At 45.2% G+C, this 17359-nt stretch carries 13 protein-coding genes; 7 read left to right on the top strand and 6 right to left on the bottom strand.

The window, feature by feature from the left end:
• Nucleotides 1-2: 2 nt before the first annotated feature.
• The 4 genes from IM638_18190 to IM638_18175 all read left to right on the top strand — a co-directional run bounded on the left by IM638_18190 (nucleotide 3) and on the right by IM638_18175 (nucleotide 5421).
• A complete protein-coding gene (locus IM638_18190) occupies nucleotides 3-1793 on the top strand; it encodes a T9SS type A sorting domain-containing protein (protein MCA6364966.1) in 1791 nt (596 codons plus the stop codon).
• 103 nt (nucleotides 1794-1896) lie between these two features.
• Entirely contained in the window at nucleotides 1897-3198 is a 1302-nt protein-coding gene (locus IM638_18185; GenBank protein ID MCA6364965.1) for a tyrosine--tRNA ligase, read from the top strand.
• Between the two features lie 4 nt (nucleotides 3199-3202).
• Nucleotides 3203-4333, top strand: a complete 1131-nt coding sequence (tgt, locus tag IM638_18180) for a tRNA guanosine(34) transglycosylase Tgt (GenBank protein ID MCA6364964.1) — start codon at nucleotides 3203-3205, stop codon at nucleotides 4331-4333.
• The gene (locus tag IM638_18175) at nucleotides 4333-5421 is read left to right on the top strand and encodes an LptF/LptG family permease (protein ID MCA6364963.1); all 1089 of its coding nucleotides are present in this window, start codon (nucleotides 4333-4335) and stop codon (nucleotides 5419-5421) included. Before tgt ends, IM638_18175 begins: the two co-directional genes overlap by 1 nt.
• A 101-nt stretch (nucleotides 5422-5522) precedes the next feature.
• On the opposite strand, the gene IM638_18170 is transcribed toward IM638_18175, so the two are convergent.
• The 4 genes from IM638_18170 to IM638_18155 all read right to left on the bottom strand — a co-directional run bounded on the left by IM638_18170 (nucleotide 5523) and on the right by IM638_18155 (nucleotide 10944).
• A complete protein-coding gene (locus tag IM638_18170) occupies nucleotides 5523-6452 on the bottom strand; it encodes a hypothetical protein (protein MCA6364962.1) in 930 nt (309 codons plus the stop codon).
• The gene (locus IM638_18165; GenBank protein ID MCA6364961.1) at nucleotides 6436-8751 is read right to left on the bottom strand and encodes an ATP-binding protein; all 2316 of its coding nucleotides are present in this window, start codon (nucleotides 8749-8751) and stop codon (nucleotides 6436-6438) included. Before IM638_18165 ends, IM638_18170 begins: the two co-directional genes overlap by 17 nt.
• Nucleotides 8744-9961, bottom strand: a complete 1218-nt coding sequence (locus tag IM638_18160) for a DNA cytosine methyltransferase (protein ID MCA6364960.1) — start codon at nucleotides 9959-9961, stop codon at nucleotides 8744-8746. The genes IM638_18165 and IM638_18160 overlap by 8 nt, the downstream gene beginning before the upstream one ends.
• A 158-nt stretch (nucleotides 9962-10119) precedes the next feature.
• Complete coding sequence (locus IM638_18155) at nucleotides 10120-10944, bottom strand: 4-(cytidine 5'-diphospho)-2-C-methyl-D-erythritol kinase (protein MCA6364959.1); 825 nt, start codon at nucleotides 10942-10944, stop codon at nucleotides 10120-10122.
• Between the two features lie 132 nt (nucleotides 10945-11076).
• Between IM638_18155 and IM638_18150 the strand changes: the two genes are divergently transcribed.
• The 3 genes from IM638_18150 to IM638_18140 all read left to right on the top strand — a co-directional run bounded on the left by IM638_18150 (nucleotide 11077) and on the right by IM638_18140 (nucleotide 16055).
• Nucleotides 11077-12033 carry an acetyl-CoA carboxylase carboxyltransferase subunit alpha gene (locus tag IM638_18150; protein ID MCA6364958.1) on the top strand — a complete coding sequence of 319 codons (957 nt, stop codon included), beginning with the start codon at nucleotides 11077-11079 and terminating at the stop codon, nucleotides 12031-12033.
• A 164-nt stretch (nucleotides 12034-12197) separates the two neighbouring features.
• On the top strand, nucleotides 12198-15629 hold the full coding sequence (locus tag IM638_18145; protein MCA6364957.1) for a SpoIIE family protein phosphatase: 3432 nt from the start codon (nucleotides 12198-12200) through the stop codon (nucleotides 15627-15629).
• Nucleotides 15630-15644: 15 nt separating this feature from the next.
• Nucleotides 15645-16055 carry a response regulator gene (locus IM638_18140; GenBank protein ID MCA6364956.1) on the top strand — a complete coding sequence of 137 codons (411 nt, stop codon included), beginning with the start codon at nucleotides 15645-15647 and terminating at the stop codon, nucleotides 16053-16055.
• 26 nt (nucleotides 16056-16081) lie between these two features.
• Here IM638_18140 and IM638_18135 read toward each other — a convergent pair whose 3' ends face one another.
• Together IM638_18135 and IM638_18130 are read right to left on the bottom strand one after the other, a co-directional pair.
• Entirely contained in the window at nucleotides 16082-16612 is a 531-nt protein-coding gene (locus tag IM638_18135) for a YfiR family protein (protein MCA6364955.1), read from the bottom strand.
• 215 nt (nucleotides 16613-16827) lie between these two features.
• Complete coding sequence (locus IM638_18130; GenBank protein MCA6364954.1) at nucleotides 16828-17349, bottom strand: YfiR family protein; 522 nt, start codon at nucleotides 17347-17349, stop codon at nucleotides 16828-16830.
• Between the last annotated feature and the right edge of the window lie 10 nt (nucleotides 17350-17359).

Genomic DNA, 17359 nt, shown 5'->3' with positions numbered 1-17359 from the left:
CTATGCGTTCCCGATTCATTTTCTTTTGTGCAATTATACTGCTTGCAGGAAGTGTACAGCTTGTTTCACAAACCATTCCTATGAGCTGGATCAGACAGGGAAACAGTCAGGGAGCCAGCATACTTTCATCTACCGTAGTAACTGACGATGGCGGAAATATTTATACCACAGGTCAGTTTCTCGATCGTATGTACATTGGCAGTGACACACTCACAGCGTTCTCGGCTTTTTACCCCGATATCTTCCTCACCAAACATGATTCTTCGGGCAACTTAATCTGGGCAAAATCATTTGGGGAAAGCGGCTACGACCGGAGTTTCGACATTGCCGTGGACTCCGACAACAATGTGTACATCTGCGGAATTTTCGACAGTCCTTCACTTACGTTTGGCGCGTTCACACTTACTCAATCGCCGGGTACATTTTCGAGCGGATACTGGGCAAAATTTTCACCTGGCGGACAATGCCTTCAGGCGGTGCAGATGCGATCAGTAAACAGCCTCCCGTGGTATTTCGAAAACAAAATAAATTCAATTACCATAGACACGCAGGACAATGTGCTGGTCACAGGCAGTTTCAGTACTGACTCCATTTGCTTTGGCAGTCATTGCCTTACGTTACAGAAAGACTCTTTGCTTTCAGGCAGCAATGTATTTGCGGCTAAATTTGATCCGCTTGGAAACTGTATGTGGCTGAGTGGTTCGGGGCCGGGCACTGAACCGGGGTTGTATGACGAAGGGCTTGACATCAGCGCCGATCAGAACAATACCGTATTTATCGGTGGCAAAATCGGCAGTTTAAAGCATGTCCTCGGAGCAACCACACTACATGTAGCCAATGGTGAAGAGGGATTTTGTGCCGCTTTAGACGGAAGCACCGGTAATTTTCTGTGGGCAAGAGCCATTCGCGGCTATCATTTTGGCGAGTTTACATATGATGAAGTCACCGGCGTGATGCCCGATCATTCAGGGAATTTGTATGTGGGTGGCACCTATCAGGGATTTAATGTGGTGTATGACAGTATTTACACGGTTTCATCACCTCAAAACCCGCAAAACCCGGATAGTCTCAAGGTATTCTTATTTAAAATTGATGCCACCAATGGTATGCCTGTTTTGGGTAAGGGATACGGGAATACTCCCCTGGGCGTTGCGGTGTCTGCAGGCTGGGCAATAAGTCCTGATCTGAGCCGCATTGCAGCCTGCGGCATTTACAGCGGAAACACCGGTTTCGATGCCATTACCCTGCCGCAAACCATGACTCAGTTTGGTCCTGCCACCTGCGGTTACCTGATGGAGCTTGACACGTTGGGCAATGTGCAGCGCGCGCTCGACATGCGGGGTAATATACAGCAGTGGTTTACCGGTGTAACTTACGATGATTTCGGGAAAATGGTGTGTACCGGGCAATTCAGCAGTGCAACCACTACAGTAGGCTCACAATTTTCGTTACAGAATCCGTATCAGCCGCAGGGCGGTTTTTACAGCCTGATGCTTGCCCGCAGCGGCACCCTGCAACCTAATTCTGTTGCGGAGCCGGTATCTGACGGCCTCGTGCGGCTGTGGCCCAATCCCGCTTCCGGCATACTGCACATTGAAATTCCGCAAGCCGATGGCGAACTTATTGTCACCATAACCAACTTTTCCGGTCAGTTAGTTATGCAACGCACAATTGCTGCAGGAATGTTAAGCTTCACAGTTGATTCAGCTACACTGGGAAGCGGTTGTTATGTGCTGTCTGTCAGGGGGAAAACACAGATCAGCCACATTCCGTTTGTGCAGACGGGGCAGTAATGTTCGCAGCAAACTGCCGGCCCCCGCTTTCGGATCGAAGGCGGGGGCATTCCGTTTTAAAAACATGCCGTAAAGCCCGCCGAATCTGTATCTTTGCCCCGCTATGCATACCAATTTTATTGAAGAGCTCCGCTGGCGGGGCATGCTACATGATGTAACTCCGGGTGCCGAAAAACTGCTTACCAGCCAAATGGTAAAAGGCTATATCGGCTTCGACCCTACGGCTGATTCGCTCGGCGTGGGCAACTTAGTGCAGATTATGACCCTGCTGCATTTTCAGCAGGCCGGACATAAACCCATTGCCCTGGTGGGCGGCGCTACCGGCATGGTTGGCGACCCTTCAGGCAAATCGCAGGAACGCAACCTGCTCGACGAAACCATTCTCCAGCACAACCTCAGCTGCCAGCGCGCGCAGCTTGAGAAATTCCTCGACTTCAACTGCGGCGAAAACGCAGCCGAAATTGTAAACAACTACGACTGGTTCAAGTCGATTGATTTTCTCGGCTTCATACGCGATGTAGGCAAATACATCACCGTAAACTACATGCTCTCCAAAGACTCAGTGAAACGCCGCATCGACGGCAGCGAAGGCGCCGAGGGCATGTCGTTTACCGAATTTACGTACCAGCTTATTCAGGGCTACGATTACTACCACCTCTGGAAAAACCACGACGTGAAACTGCAGATGGGCGGTTCTGACCAGTGGGGAAATATTACCACCGGCACAGAGCTCATTCGTAAAAAAGCCGGTGGCGAAGATGCCTTTGCGCTCACCACGCCGCTCATTAAGAAGGCCGACGGACAAAAGTTTGGCAAAACCGAAAAAGGCAATATCTGGCTCGATCCCAAACGTACTTCGCCCTACACGTTTTACCAGTTCTGGCTTAATGCCGGCGATGAAGACGTGAAAAAGTACATCCGCATTTTCACGCTCAAAACGCGCGCAGAAATTGAAGCGCTCGAAGCCGAACATGCACAGGATCCGGGCCGCCGTGTGTTGCAGAAAGCACTTGCCGAAGACATTACGCGCCGCGTACACTCCGAAGAAGCCCTGCAAACCGCCATCGAAGCCAGCGGTATTCTCTTTGGCAAAGGCACCATTGACACACTCCGCAAATTCAGCGACGAGGATTTTGAAGGCGTGTTTGCCGATGTGCCGCAGAAAGAAGTAGAAGCCACGCTGCTCGAAACAGGCATTAACATTGTGGATCTGCTGGTGGCGCAAACCGGCTACTACGCTTCAAACGGCGAAGTAAGACGCGCCATGCAGGGAAACGGCTTTTCACTCAACAAGGAAAAGCTCAGCGACCCAGCCCGCACCATTACCAAAGACGATCTGCTCAACAACCGCTACCTGCTGCTCAGCAAAGGAAAAAAAGACTACCTGCTTGTGCGCGTAGTGTAACATTATGCAGTTTACCCTCCAGCATACCGACCCGCACAGCAAAGCCCGAGCCGGCGAAATTGTGACCGACCACGGCCGCATTCAAACGCCTATTTTCATGCCTGTGGGCACCGCCGGAACCGTGAAAGCCGTGCATCAGGGCGAGCTCGAAAACGAAATCCGCGCGCAGATTATTCTCGGCAATACCTATCACCTCTACCTGCGCCCGGGCCTCGATGTGCTTGAAAAAGCCGGCGGCCTGCATAAATTCAACAGCTGGAACCGGCCCATCCTTACCGACAGCGGCGGGTTTCAGGTGTATTCGCTTTCGCACAAACGCAAGCTCACCGAAGAAGGCGCAAAGTTTACCTCGCACATCGACGGGTCGAAGCATTTCTTTACACCCGAAGGCGTGATGGACATTCAGCGCACCATTGGCGCAGATATTATCATGGCGTTTGACGAATGCGCACCGTACCCGTGCGATTACGAGTATGCGCGCAAGTCGATGGAAATGACACACCGCTGGCTTACACGCTGCATTGACCGGTTCGACAGTACCGAGCCTAAATACGGCTACAGCCAGACGTTGTTTCCCATTGTGCAGGGCAGCACGTACAAAGACCTGCGCATCCGTTCGGCCGAATTTGTGGCCGCACAAAACCGCGAAGGCAATGCCATTGGCGGCCTCTCGGTGGGCGAACCGGCCGAAGTAATGTACGAACTCACCGAGCTGGTGTGCGATATTCTGCCTGCCGGCAAGCCGCGCTACCTGATGGGTGTGGGCACGCCGGCCAATATTCTCGAAGGCATTGCGGCAGGTGTGGATATGTTCGACTGTGTGCTGCCTACGCGCAATGCTCGTCACGGACTGCTGTTTACCTGGCAGGGCATCATCAACATCCGCAACGAGAAGTGGAAAAACGACCACAGCCCGCTCGACCCCGAAGGAAAATCGGCACACGACCTGCGCTACACACGCGCCTACCTGCGCCACCTCATGCACAGCGACGAAATGCTTGGCGCCATGATTGCATCAGTGCATAACCTCGCCTTTTACCTCGATCTGGTGGGCGAAGCGCGCACACGCATTATCGACGGCAGCTTCCGCGCGTGGAAAGAGGCAATGGTGCCGCAACTCGCCAAACGACTTTGATGAAAAATCTTCTCCCGGTACTCGACCGATACATTCTGCGCAAGTTCATGGTAACCTTTTTCGGTTCCATCAGCATGCTCATCAGTATTGTGATTGTATTTGATATTTCGGAGAAGATTGAAGACTTTTTGCGGCACGATGTAAGCGCCAATGAAATTGTGTTTGACTATTACCTCAATTTCATTCCGTACTTCATCAACCTGTTCAGTCCGCTTTTCACGTTCATTTCGGTAATCTTCTTCACCTCACTCATGGCCACACGTACCGAGGTGGTGGCCATACTCACTTCCGGCATCAGCTTTAACCGCTACCTGCGTCCGTACATGATTGGTGCGGCCATCATTGCCATCACGTCACTGCTGCTGGGCATGTTTGTCATTCCGCAGGCCAACAAAACGCGGCTGGGTTTTGAAGCGAAATATGTGGGCGGAAGAACAAGCTCGGTAAAAAACAATTTTTACCGGCAGGTGGCCCCGGGAGTAATTGCGTATGTAGAACGTTATGATTTGTTTGAAAACACCGGCACCCGTTTCACCCTCGAAAAAATAAAAGGACAGGAACTCACCTATAAACTTTACGCCAAGGAAATACGCTGGGACACCCTGCGCCGCCGCTGGTCCATACGCGACTACACCGTGCGCGAAATAAAAGGCAAAACCGAACGCTTCTACAAAGGCGCCCGCATTGATACGGTGCTCAACCTCACGCCCGAAGATTTCGACATGCCCAACAATTTCATGGAAAGCATGACCCAGCCCGAACTGCTCCGCTACATCAACAACGAGCGCATGAAAGGCTCTGAGAATATTCTCTATTACGAACTGGAATATTACAACCGCTTTGCCCTGCCCTTCTCCACGTTTATCCTCACACTCATTGGCGTGGCCGTATCAAGCCGTAAGGAACGCGGCGGCACCGGCAAGCACCTGGGCATTGGCATTGCCATCAGTTTTATTTACATCTTCTTCCAGCGCTGGTTCCAGTCGTATGCGCAAAGCGGGGTTATTCCGCCGTATGTGTCGGTGTGGATTCCGAATGTGGTGTTTCTGGGGGTGTGTTTGTATTTGTTGAAGCGGGCACCGAAGTAGGGGGGGGGGTAGATTTTTATAATACTAAATCAATTAATTTGAGATGATGGAAATCATGTCTTAACATAATAATTGTCTTCATAATTAAAAATGCACGCAAACTATAGTGAACTAACAAACCTCAGTAAATCATCTAAATCATCTCCATATTTTTTTACTCTTCTTCTAATATCTATACAAAACTCATCATTGAATTCAAAAGCATGGTCACCAACACCAACTATAACTCTTCCCTCAGAAGATGTTTGATTTTCATGTCCAAGTATATTTCTTTTTTTTGTTATTTCAGAATACCTACTAGTGAAAACACCATATTTATACGGCTGTGTAACGTTATGACTAACTGTGTCAATTATGAATTGTATAGCATTAATTTTTTCAGAAGTGTCAAACATTACAGTATCTTTGATAACCTGATTAATATTTTTATTATAATAATATCTATCAAATTTTTCCTTCTTTCTTGAAACTTTACTACTTACACTGTCAAAAATTTGATTAATTAGATTTTCACGGATACCCAACGAGCTATTATCAATTCCTATCTTAATAATTTCTAACATAGTCTTATCAATATCGCTAGTTTCTGCCATTATTAATCCCCTCATATTATTTAGATCCTGAACTTTTTTTACTGTAGTATGAATTACTTGCCTCACTTTATCTTCAAAATCAGCATTTTCTCTATCAGCACAGTAAGCACCATCAATTTTAAAACTCCTAAGTGCATCTCTAACAGCATCTTCACCATAAGATGAATAAAAAACAACCTCTGTAAAAACTTGTTCTGTATTTCTAATGAAATCGACTATTGAAGTACCTTTATCATTATTGGCTAAGTTTAAATCAACAATTATCAAATCAATATCACGATAATTAATCTGCTCTATATTTCTAGAATCAATCTCACGTAAAGGCTCTGGAAATAAAAAACCTAATTCATCCTCAATAATATTCTTAACAATTTCCTTTTTTCCACTGTAAGAAACATCATTATCTTCAAACCAAAGAATATTATATGCTAACTTCATTTTTTATTTTAATTATGAATTGAACACCTTTTGTAAGTTTAGTTACATCTATTCCCCAGCTGTACTCAGTTACAATATTTGAAATATGATATAATCCTAAACCAGTACTTCTAGTCGTAGAAAAACCCTTTTGGAAAACACTGTATTTATCATTAATAATCGGCGCCAGACCTATCCCATCATCTGTAAAAGTAAATTCCGCCTCTTTATCTGATATTGAATTAAAGCCAATGACTAATTTTTTAGCACCTGCTTTCTTGGCGTTGCTAATCATATTGTCAATAATAATAGAAATATCCAAAGGTCTAAATGTAGTTATGAATGGAGTATTTGTTTCAGATAAAAAAACGACTTTTAGTTTACTATTAGCAAAATAATTCGAGATTTTAGAAACGTAATTACTAATAAATGAATTTAGATCAGATTTAGTTTTATCAGTGAAGTTTTCAAATATTGCTCGCGTTCCAAATTTGGAAATGGACTCTATTTTATTATTTTCAAGTGAAATGACATCAATAAATTCCCTCACCATCTCATGAGTAATTTGCTGTACTTTATCTAATTTCCTAGTAAATAGCGTGATTTGAGTTGAAATATTATCACTTAGCACTCTTACTTGATGGTGAAGATTGGTTACTTGATCTATATCCTGTGAATCGATCGCAATAGATATTTTTAACTGCTCTATAGTTTTTTCTAACTCCTCTTCAATATTTTTTTTCTCTTGAACTTTTTTATCCCTTTCTTTTTCCGCTGCATTAGCTCGTTTTAGGGAACTTGAAATCGCTTTCTCTACTTTCTGCGCCTCCTTATAAAGTTTTTCGTTGTTTGATTCAGCAGCAATTCTCTTAAAATTCTTGACAAGTTTAGTTGCGCTCTTTTCTTCCTTGAGAGAAAGAAGATTGAGAATATCCTTGTTATATTTAATATCTATCGTTTGTTTATCTGTGATATTAGCTACTAATTTTACAAGTCCTTCGATAGCTTTCTGTGAAGTGAGATCAATGTTTTCATCATCATTATTAACCCCCCATTGTGTAACATCAATAACATATTTTTCTAATCGTCTTAATGTTCTAATAAGAAAACTATCATCTTTATTCGCTAATTGATTGTACGTTTTATTTCTCAACAAACCATCGCCTCTGCTGGTTGTTTCTCTTAGGTCATAGTTCATTCCTTGAATAGAAATTTCACCTATCAAACTCCTTAAACCTATATATCTTGCGTAACCTTGTAATGCTCGATTATCAATTCCTAATGAATCATCATTTCTTTCACCATAAGGATAAATTCTAAAACCATTTTTGTAAACAAACAAACTTCCAAAGTCAACATGCTCAACCCCTGTTCGTTTGTGAAAAGTTAGTTTAGCAGAACGATTCAAAAAGTAGAGTGTTATACTAACATTTGAAAGCAATTCAAACTCAGATTTCTCCTTTATTTCATAAACAAAATTTTCTCTGTCTGAAAGTTTCGTTGTGATTATTCCTTTGTCATCAATGTGAGCTTCTATTTTTGTTGTCTTTATGTTAAGCTCATTAAAAACAAAATTTTTAATTTCCCCATTTACGGTATTATAATATTGCTGAATTTCTGTGTTAGTACTTTGTTTTAAGGCTTCTCTATCTTTATTTTCTTCATCGGGAACTGAAAGAATTATTTTAAACCTCTGTACTTCGTCAGAAGTATTTAAGTCCGGGCGGATTAATTTTGAAAGCTTCTCTTTTAATTTTTTGAAATTATCTCTATTCCAAAAATCATTTGAAATCCCTGTAATTTCTAAAACAGTTCCATGCTTTAAATTATATTTTGTTTTTGAAAGTTCGCTTTGAACAACAGGGATTTTATCAAATAAAATCTTTTGATTTTGCTCAAATTTTGACCAATCAACAAAGATATTCTCAATTTTACTATTAGGTTTTTCACTGACCGTGATTAGATTTAAATATTTCCCAAGTCGGTCACACGAAAACCTACCTACACCTTTCGCCCCTGCATAAACTCTTCCAGATTTAATTTTATCTCTGTAATCCTCTGTGTTATCTCGTTTTGCTGAATAGCCAAGGAATAGCCACTTTTCATTGAGATCATCGCTGTCCATTCCTTTACCATTATCTTGAATAATAATTTTGGCATTTGTAGAGTAAATATCTTCAAAAGTAATTTTTACTTCTGTCGCTCTGGCATCAAAAGAATTTTTCACCAACTCAAAAACAGCAACATAATTATCAGTAATTAAATCACTTCCAATTAAGTTTTTTAAAGCTGAACTTATTTTAAAATATTTATCACTCATTAGTTAGTTGTTTTAATACCAATCCGCTTTGCTCACCAAACAAAGGAGGAATCGCGTTGCCAATCTGAGAATATCTAGGAACTTCTTGTGTTCTTCGTTTTCCTCCAGTTGTGTATTTCCCTTTAAATTGATACCAATCGGGAAAACTTTGAATTCTTGCATACTCACGAACAGTCAAAATCCGTGGTTCGCAGTAATGAATGTAATCGTCAGGCAAAGTTGTAATTGTTGGGCTTTTTGCGTTTTTGTCAAGAGGAATAATCGTATGCTTCTTAATATTAAAACGTTCTCTTGTCTTGGGGTCTATATCTTTATTTTTCTGGCAAGTATTTAATATCACTTGGAACTTTTGAATAATATCAGGTCTATGTTTGGGAAAACGATGACTGTCTGCAATTTTATTATCAACCCCTTTCCTCAATAAAACTTGATATGGATTCTTTGTTTCCGAATAAATACCCGCTTGAAAATTTGCCGTATCCGGTGATTGAACCGTTCCGTTTTTCTTAAGCAAATCTGAAATAGCATCTTTCAGTTTTGTATTGATAGTAAGATTCTTGTTTACTAGAAATTGTGTTTTGTTTGCTTCAATTTTTTTAAAAAATGACCCTGCGATTTGCTTGTTATTTTTAGCTATATCATTTCTTACTCCAACCAAAATAAACCTTGTTCGCTTTTGCGGAATTCCAAAGTCACCAAAGTTTATCAGTTCTCCTTTTACTTTGTAACCAGCCCTTTTCAGAGCGTTTTCCACATAGTTAGAATATTGTTTCCCCTTTTCTCTGTTTTTCTTGAACTCTTGTGTAAAGCCCTTTACATTTTCAAAAAATATGATTTTAGGCTGAACCAGTCTGATAAAACTGATATAAGATTTAACAAGTTTGTTCCTATCATCATTTTCGTTTCTCCGACCAGCCATTGAAAAGCCCTGACAAGGTGGTCCGCCGGCAACCATATCAACCATTCCCCTTAATGCAGTCAGTTGGGACTTATAGTTTTTTATTACCTCATTTATCTCGAGGTTGGTTTGCGGCAACCAATCGCACCAAGTAAAGTGTTTTTTCTGGTCAATGAGATTATGCTTCAATGTCTTAAAAGCATCGGGACTTTTTTCAATTGCAAAAAGTCCTTTCCACCCTGCATTGTGTAACCCCAACGAGAGTCCACCACACCCGGCAAACAAGTCAATATAAGTATAGGATTTGGTCATACGTGTTTCTGCAAATTAAAGTGTTTTATCGGTTATCAAATCTTACATATTACTCTTTTTTTAAACAGTTTTTGTAAATATTATCAGGAAATATCTTGACACCTTACATACAAAACACACAAAACGAACCGAGTTTGGGGTATATTGATTATCCCCCCCTACCCCAACTCCCCCCCCCAAACAGCCGCCCCGGGAAACATCCCCGCAAAATCCCCCCCCCGCTCAAACAACCCGAACACCGCCGACCCGCTCCCGCTCATGGCCGCATAAAACGCCCCGGCCTCATACATCTGCTGCTTAATTTCCCCAATGCGCGGATGCGCGGCAAACACGCTTGGCTCGAAATCATTCACCAGCAGCTCCTTCCAGCGGCTCCTCGGCTCGTGCAGCAGCGTGTGCTCGAGCGCATGGGCGGGCTTGCGCGGCGTTACGCCCCGGTAGGCTTCGGGCGTGCTTACGTGGATGCCCGGATGCACCACCACAATGTGCGTGCCCGCCAGCGAAAGCGCAATGCTTTCATATACATCGCCTTTCTGTTCGGCCAGCACGGGGCGGTTGGCGATGAAAAACGAACAGTCGGCGCCGAGCTGCCGGGCGTAGTGATGCAGTTCGCCCCAGGCTAAGCCGAGTTCAAACAGCTCGTTGAGTGCGCGCAGAAAAAAAGCGGCATCGGCCGAGCCGCCGCCCAGTCCGGCGCCAATGGGCACGCGCTTTTCGAGGTGTACTTCCACGCCGGGCATCGGATAATCGGCCGAAACGAGGTGGTAGGCTTTCACGAGCAGATTATCATCCGGAATGCCCGGCACGGGAATGCCCGAAAGCCTGAGCGTAACCCCGGGCGCAGTATTGGCTGCGGGCTGTATGTGCAGCACATCGCTCCAGCCGATGGGATAGAAAACGGTTTCGATATTGTGATACCCGTCGGCCCGCTTTTCAAGCACGTGAAGCCCGAGGTTGATTTTGGCGTTGGCAAAAACTTCCATTGCCACGAAGGTAAAGGCTAGGCTGCGATTTTCGGCAATTGCGCAGCGCACTAACTGCCAGCTACTTGCATTTTAATGCGGTTTTCCCTCAATTTCTTACCTTCGCTGCTTCGGACCAAACTAAATACCTCGATGAATTACCTTGATTTTGAAAAACCGATTGCCGAGCTTACCGAACTGCGCGACAAAATGGTGCAGACTGCCGAGAAAAGCAAAGTGGATGTATCGGGCTCAGTTCAGGAAATTGAAGAAAAAATTGCGGCCAAACGCAAAGAGATATACAGTTCACTTACGCCCTGGCAGCGCGTGCAGGTATCACGCCACCCCGACCGGCCTTACTCGCTCGACTATATCAAAAGCATTACCGATGGCAATTTTGTAGAGTTTCACGGCGACCGTACCGTGAAAGACGACAAGGCCATGATTGGCGGTTTGGGCATGTTCAACGGCCGCTCGGTTATGTTTATTGGTCAGCAGAAAGGGCGTAATACCAAGCTGCGTCAGTTTCACAACTTCGGGATGCCCAATCCCGAAGGCTACCGCAAGGCGCTGAGACTGATGAAGATGGCCGAGAAATTCGGCAAACCCGTAGTTACGTTCATTGATACGCCCGGCGCATTTCCGGGTCTCGAAGCCGAAGAGCGCGGACAGGGCGAAGCCATTGCACGCAACCTGCTTGAAATGGCCCGTTTGAAAGTGCCGGTAATCTGCATCATTATTGGCGAAGGTGCTTCGGGCGGCGCGCTCGGCATTGGCATCGGCGACCGCGTGATTATGCTTGAAAACGCATGGTATTCGGTGATTTCCCCTGAAAACTGTTCGACTATTCTCTGGCGCAGCTGGGATCATAAAGCCCGCGCAGCCGAAGCCATGAAACTTACGGCCGATGATATGATGGGCCAGGGCCTGATTGATGGCGTGATACGCGAACCGCTGGGCGGCGCACACACCAACTGGGACGAAATGTTTGCCATCATGCGCACTGAACTGCAGCGCCTGCTCGATGAAGTAATGCCGATGGATGCCAATGAACGCATGAATCAGCGCATTGAAAAATTCTGCCGCATGGGTGTTGTAATTGAAAATTAACCGTGCATAGCATATAAATAAAAAACACGGCCGGACAGCCGTGTTTTTTTATTTCCATTATACTGTACAACAGTCAATTATTCTTTCGTCTCAAGAATCACCTTTTTAGTCGAAAAATATTCGGTAAACCCGATGCTTACTGCTATTTTCGCAACATACCATCTATGCCTCATCTCCCGGTAAGGTTGCTTTTAATGATTGGGTTCCTGCTGTCGGTAATTTCCGCCAGCGGTAACCGCTATAACTTTCGCACATTTTCTGTGGCCGAAGGTTTGGCACAATCGCGCGTAACCGCCATTACACAGGATGTGAACGGCTACATCTGGGCAGGCACCAACGGCGGTTTAAGCCGCTTCAACGGTAAAACATTCCGCAACTATTTCCTCGAAGACGGCTTACCGTCCAACCGCATTACTTCGCTGTGCAGTTCACCGGGTTATTTGTGGATTGGCACACCGCAGGGGATTTCGGTCTGGAACGGTTTGCGCTTTGAAAGCATAGGACAAAAAACCGGACTCCACAAAAACACCATCAAACAACTGCTCTGGAACAACGGACTTATCTACGCCATCACTCCGGGTGAGATTTACACAATCAGAGAAAATGTGCCGGGGGGCTCGTTTGCCGTTGATTCACTCAACTCGCGCAATTTTTCAATAATGCCGCAATTTTCAACCGGCATCATTGACAACGACGGGAACCTCTGGGTGGCGTGCACCGATGAAGGGCTGTACGGACTGATCTGGAACAAGAGCCGGGTTTCACAAACTTCGCGCGCGCCGTGGATTACCACCACCGGCAAATTTGCAGGACGCACCACCGAAGTGATGCTGCTGAATAAAGACACCGTTCAGTTTGGCATGAACATTACCTCGCTCACACTCGACCAGCAGGGCAATATCTGGTTCTGCGATCTGGCTGAAGGAGTGGGGCGCATCCTGTTGCCGGCCGGTAAGAACATGAAAGTGCAAAGCACATTAGTGACGGCTTCAGGCACTGATTTATTTCCCAAACGCCGCTACCGTGCTATTTTGTGCGACAGCCGCGGCACCATCTGGACCGGCACCGACGGCGGCGGTGTAATACGCCTGCTTCCGTCAGATACCAAAGGCAACTACACCATTTCCGAAACCCAGCTGCGCGAGTTTACCTACAACACCGGCCTCAAAAGCGACCACATTGTTTGCCTTTATGAAGATGATGAGCGCAACCTCTGGATTGGTACACTCAACGAAGGTATGGCCAGCCTGAACGGCGAAAAATTTATCACACACATTCCCTCAAACCGTTTCGACGGTGATAATACGCTTTGTGTATTCAAAGACAGTTTCGGTAATATCTGGAGTGGTGAGTATGGTGGTGGTTTAAACTGGCACGTGAACAATGATTCGATGATCAACTACCTCTGGGAAAAGGGGATCTGCGAAAGCATTATTACCAGCATTACCGAAGACAAATATCACGGCATCTGGTGTGCCACGGTGGGTGGCGGCATCAGCATTCTTCCCTATGCCAATCGAAATAAAACCGAAAATGCATTTGTGTGCCTCAACTCGGAAAACGGGTTGCCGTGGGACTTTGTATCGGTTGTATTTACCGACATAAGCGGAAAGATTTGGGCAGGTATGCAAACCGGGGGCGTATCGCTCATCACTACTTCAGGCCCGGAAGGTCCGTTTTCTATTTATCAGATTGGTGAGGAAGAAGAAGTATTGAATTCGGGACGCATCAATGCCATTTTTCAGGATGCGAAGGGCGACATCTGGATTGCTACAAGCAAAGGGCTGGCACAACTGAATGAAGACGGCAAAGTGAAAAATATTACCCCGGCAACAGCTAATTTACTGTACGGTGATATTGCCTGTATTGCACAGGATATGTTTGGTAATATTTGGCTGGGCACAAACAATAATGGTATATGGATAACCAAATCAGCCAAGCAGGTTAAATATACATTCTCCGGTACGGCTGATAAAGACGAGTTTATCTCCACTCAAAGCAACGGTCTTTCAAACAACATCATAACCGGCTTTCTGGTAAACCGCGATGTAGTTTGGGTAACCACACGCCTGGGGCTGAATAAAATTGTGCTTAACAGCAGCGGAAGTATTGCCTCGGTGCGCTCATATACACAGGAAAGCGGATTAAACACCGTTGAAATCAACAACAATGCCATTATCCGCGACCGGCACGGCGATATCTGGCTGGGCTCGGTTACCGGTCTGACCCGCTTTATTCTTGATAACGACATTAACACCTACCCGGCTCCTCACCTGAACATTGAGCAGATACTGCTGAACTATAAAAACATTCACACCTACATCAACAATAACAAAAGTGCATACTTCCGCTTCGACAGTTTGCAAAGCTGGTTCGCACTTCCCGCCAACCTTCGCCTGCCCTATTCCATGAATCACATTTCATTTGTGTATTCGGGTATTCAGCTTGCAGCTCCTGAGCGGGTGTATTACCAGTATAAACTCGTTGGATTTGATGATGAATGGAGCCCGCCCACACGCGAAACGAGAGCGGTGTACTCAGGCCTGGAACCGGGCGAATATACGTTTATGGTGAAAGCCAGTAACGCTGACGGAAAATGGATGAGCGATGCACGCACGTACCGGTTTTCGGTATTGGCACCATTTTACCGGACCTGGTGGTTTTATTTGATGTGCGCGGTGCTTGTGGCAGGAAGCATTTTTGCCATATTCTGGTTGCGCGAACGAAACCAGCGCCAGACTCGCGAAAAGCTGGAACGCACCGTACAGGAACGCACCGCCGAAACGCTCAAACAAAAAGAAGAACTCGAAAAACAGGCAGTGCTTATTCAGGCCAAAAACCGCGATATCACCAGCAGTATTGAGTACGCACAGCGTATTCAGCAAGCCATTCTTCCCGAAACAAATCAGATCAACGCTTTCTTCTCTGATCACTTCATCATTTATCAGCCCCGCGATATTGTGAGCGGCGATTTCTACTGGATGGCTGAAAAAGATGAGATGATTTACATTGCTGCTGTTGACTGCACCGGGCATGGTGTGCCGGGTGCGTTTATGTCGCTAATCAGCTACAACCTGCTCAACGAAGCACTCATTGTGTCGAGTACGCGCATTTCGGATGTACTCGAAAACCTGCGGCTGAGCCTTTACAGCCAGCTGAAAAAATACGATGAGGAATCAATTATTTACGATGGTCTCGACATCAGCCTGATCAGCTTTGATCCGCGTACGCGACTGCTTTCCATTACCAATTCAAACCGGCCTTCATTTATTATTTCCGGCGATGTTCTCACGCATGTGAAATCGTGCAAAACAACCATCGGCGGCGTACAGTATTCTACCAACGAAAAGTTTGATACCGTGCAGGTATTGGGCAAACCCGGCGACAAGATTTACCTTTTCACCGATGGCTATACCGATCAGTTTGGAGGACCCAAAAACAAACGATTCGGCCGTGCAAGTTTTGAGCGTATGCTGCTTGAAATTTCTGATTTGCCCATGCCCGAACAGCGCAACATCATCATTCGCCGCTACAACGAGTGGCGGGGCGTGAATGAACAAATGGATGATATGTTGGTTATAGGACTAGAAATCTAATGCCCCCAGGCCCCAATGAGAACACTTAATTCCCTGATGCTGATTGATGATAATGAAATCACCAATTTCTATCACGAAGATTTAATTCGTGACATGCAAATTACCCGTGAATTTCAAATCTTCAACAGCTCAAATGCAGCCCTCGATTATCTGAAAAAGGTAATTGATAAGGAAGCTGCAAAACCAGATCTGGTGTTACTCGATATAAAAATGCCCGATCTCGACGGGTTTGATCTGTTGCACGAACTTGAGGAATACAGCATTGAGTCAGTTGAAATGATGAACATTGTAATTCTCACGTCTTCCACACTCAAGCGCGACCGTGAAATGGCCGAGCGTTTCCCCTTTCTCAAAGGCTTTGTGGAAAAACCACTTACCGAAGAGAAACTAAAGGCGTTGGTTGAGCATACAGATATCAGCCACTAACCCGCCTCAGCAAACATAAATTTCAGCTAATATACCCTGTCTGCTATCTGCAAAAGCTGCGGGCGTATCACAAGCTTGTGCTGTGCACAGATCTGCGTATTGATGTCAAAACGTAAGGCCCCCTGTTCGTCTATGGAGTAGCTTATGGCTGCGCCCCGCTGATAATAATTGGCACGTTCGCACACCAGCAGTACAGGCTTACCAGTAATTTCCTTATTTATTTCCGCAACGGCTGAAGAACGCGAAGAGGGTACAAAAACAAGCTGGCAGTTTGCGGCCTCTGCAGGTGTATTTATCGTGCGCACTTCAATAGTCATGTGCCGCACCTTTTTGGTGCGGGTAAGCAGCTGCAGTTCGTCGTATAATTTTGATTTACCATAGATTCCGAATACAAATGTGCTTCGCTGCATTTCATCAGGCCAATCGATATTTTTGGCAAAGCTGTGAAGGAGCAATGAATAGGATTTGTAATTAATTTCCTGATACCGCACCCCGGCTGAGCGTTGCGTCAACACAAACAGCAAAATAAGGCTAATTGTACGTGCAAGAAATTTCATAACCCGCGCGAAGATAAGGTTTATAACCTCGTTTACTTTACTGCGGGCATGCTTTCTGGCATCACTAATACTAATTAGCGTTAATACAATTCGCCGATCCGGCTTCATCATATCGCAGGGGCGGGAACTATTTTCAAATCCAACGAAATGAAAAACAATATTTTGCATGTCAACAACACCTTAATCGGTGGTAAACACCATGCAAATCACAAAAATCAATACACCCTTTCGGCAATTTGCAGCAACTGCGCCCTCACCACTAATTTTTGCTGTGTACACACCTTGGTATTGATATCAAACCGAAGTGTCCCTTCTTCACTTACATTAAAACTTATTGCACCGCCTTTAAGACAGTAACCCGTTCGTTCACATACCATCAGCACGGGTTTACCTTTAATAAGTGTGGCTATTTCCTTTACGGATGCGGAACGCGAGGACGGTACAAAAACCATATCGCAGGCAGCCGCTTCAGAAGGTGAATTTAGGGTTCGCACCTCTATACTCATGTGCCTTACTTTTTTGTTGCGCGAGAGAAGCAACAACTCATCATATACTTTCGACTTGCCCAAAACGCCATATACAAATGTGGTTTTACCCGTTTCGCCAGGCCAGTCGATATTTTTGGCAAAGCTATGCAGCAGGAGCGTGTATGATTTGTAGTTAATTTCCTGATAATGCATACCAGCCGCCATGTGCAAAAACACAGGCAGTATAAGCAGCAGTATCAGTTTATTCATGTTTCGCATG

Source organism: Bacteroidota bacterium (genome assembly GCA_020402865.1).
Taxonomy (GTDB): Bacteria; Bacteroidota; Bacteroidia; order Palsa-965; family Palsa-965.
The sequence above is the reverse complement of the archived record's forward strand: the minus strand, read 5'-3'. Positions and strand labels throughout refer to the sequence as shown.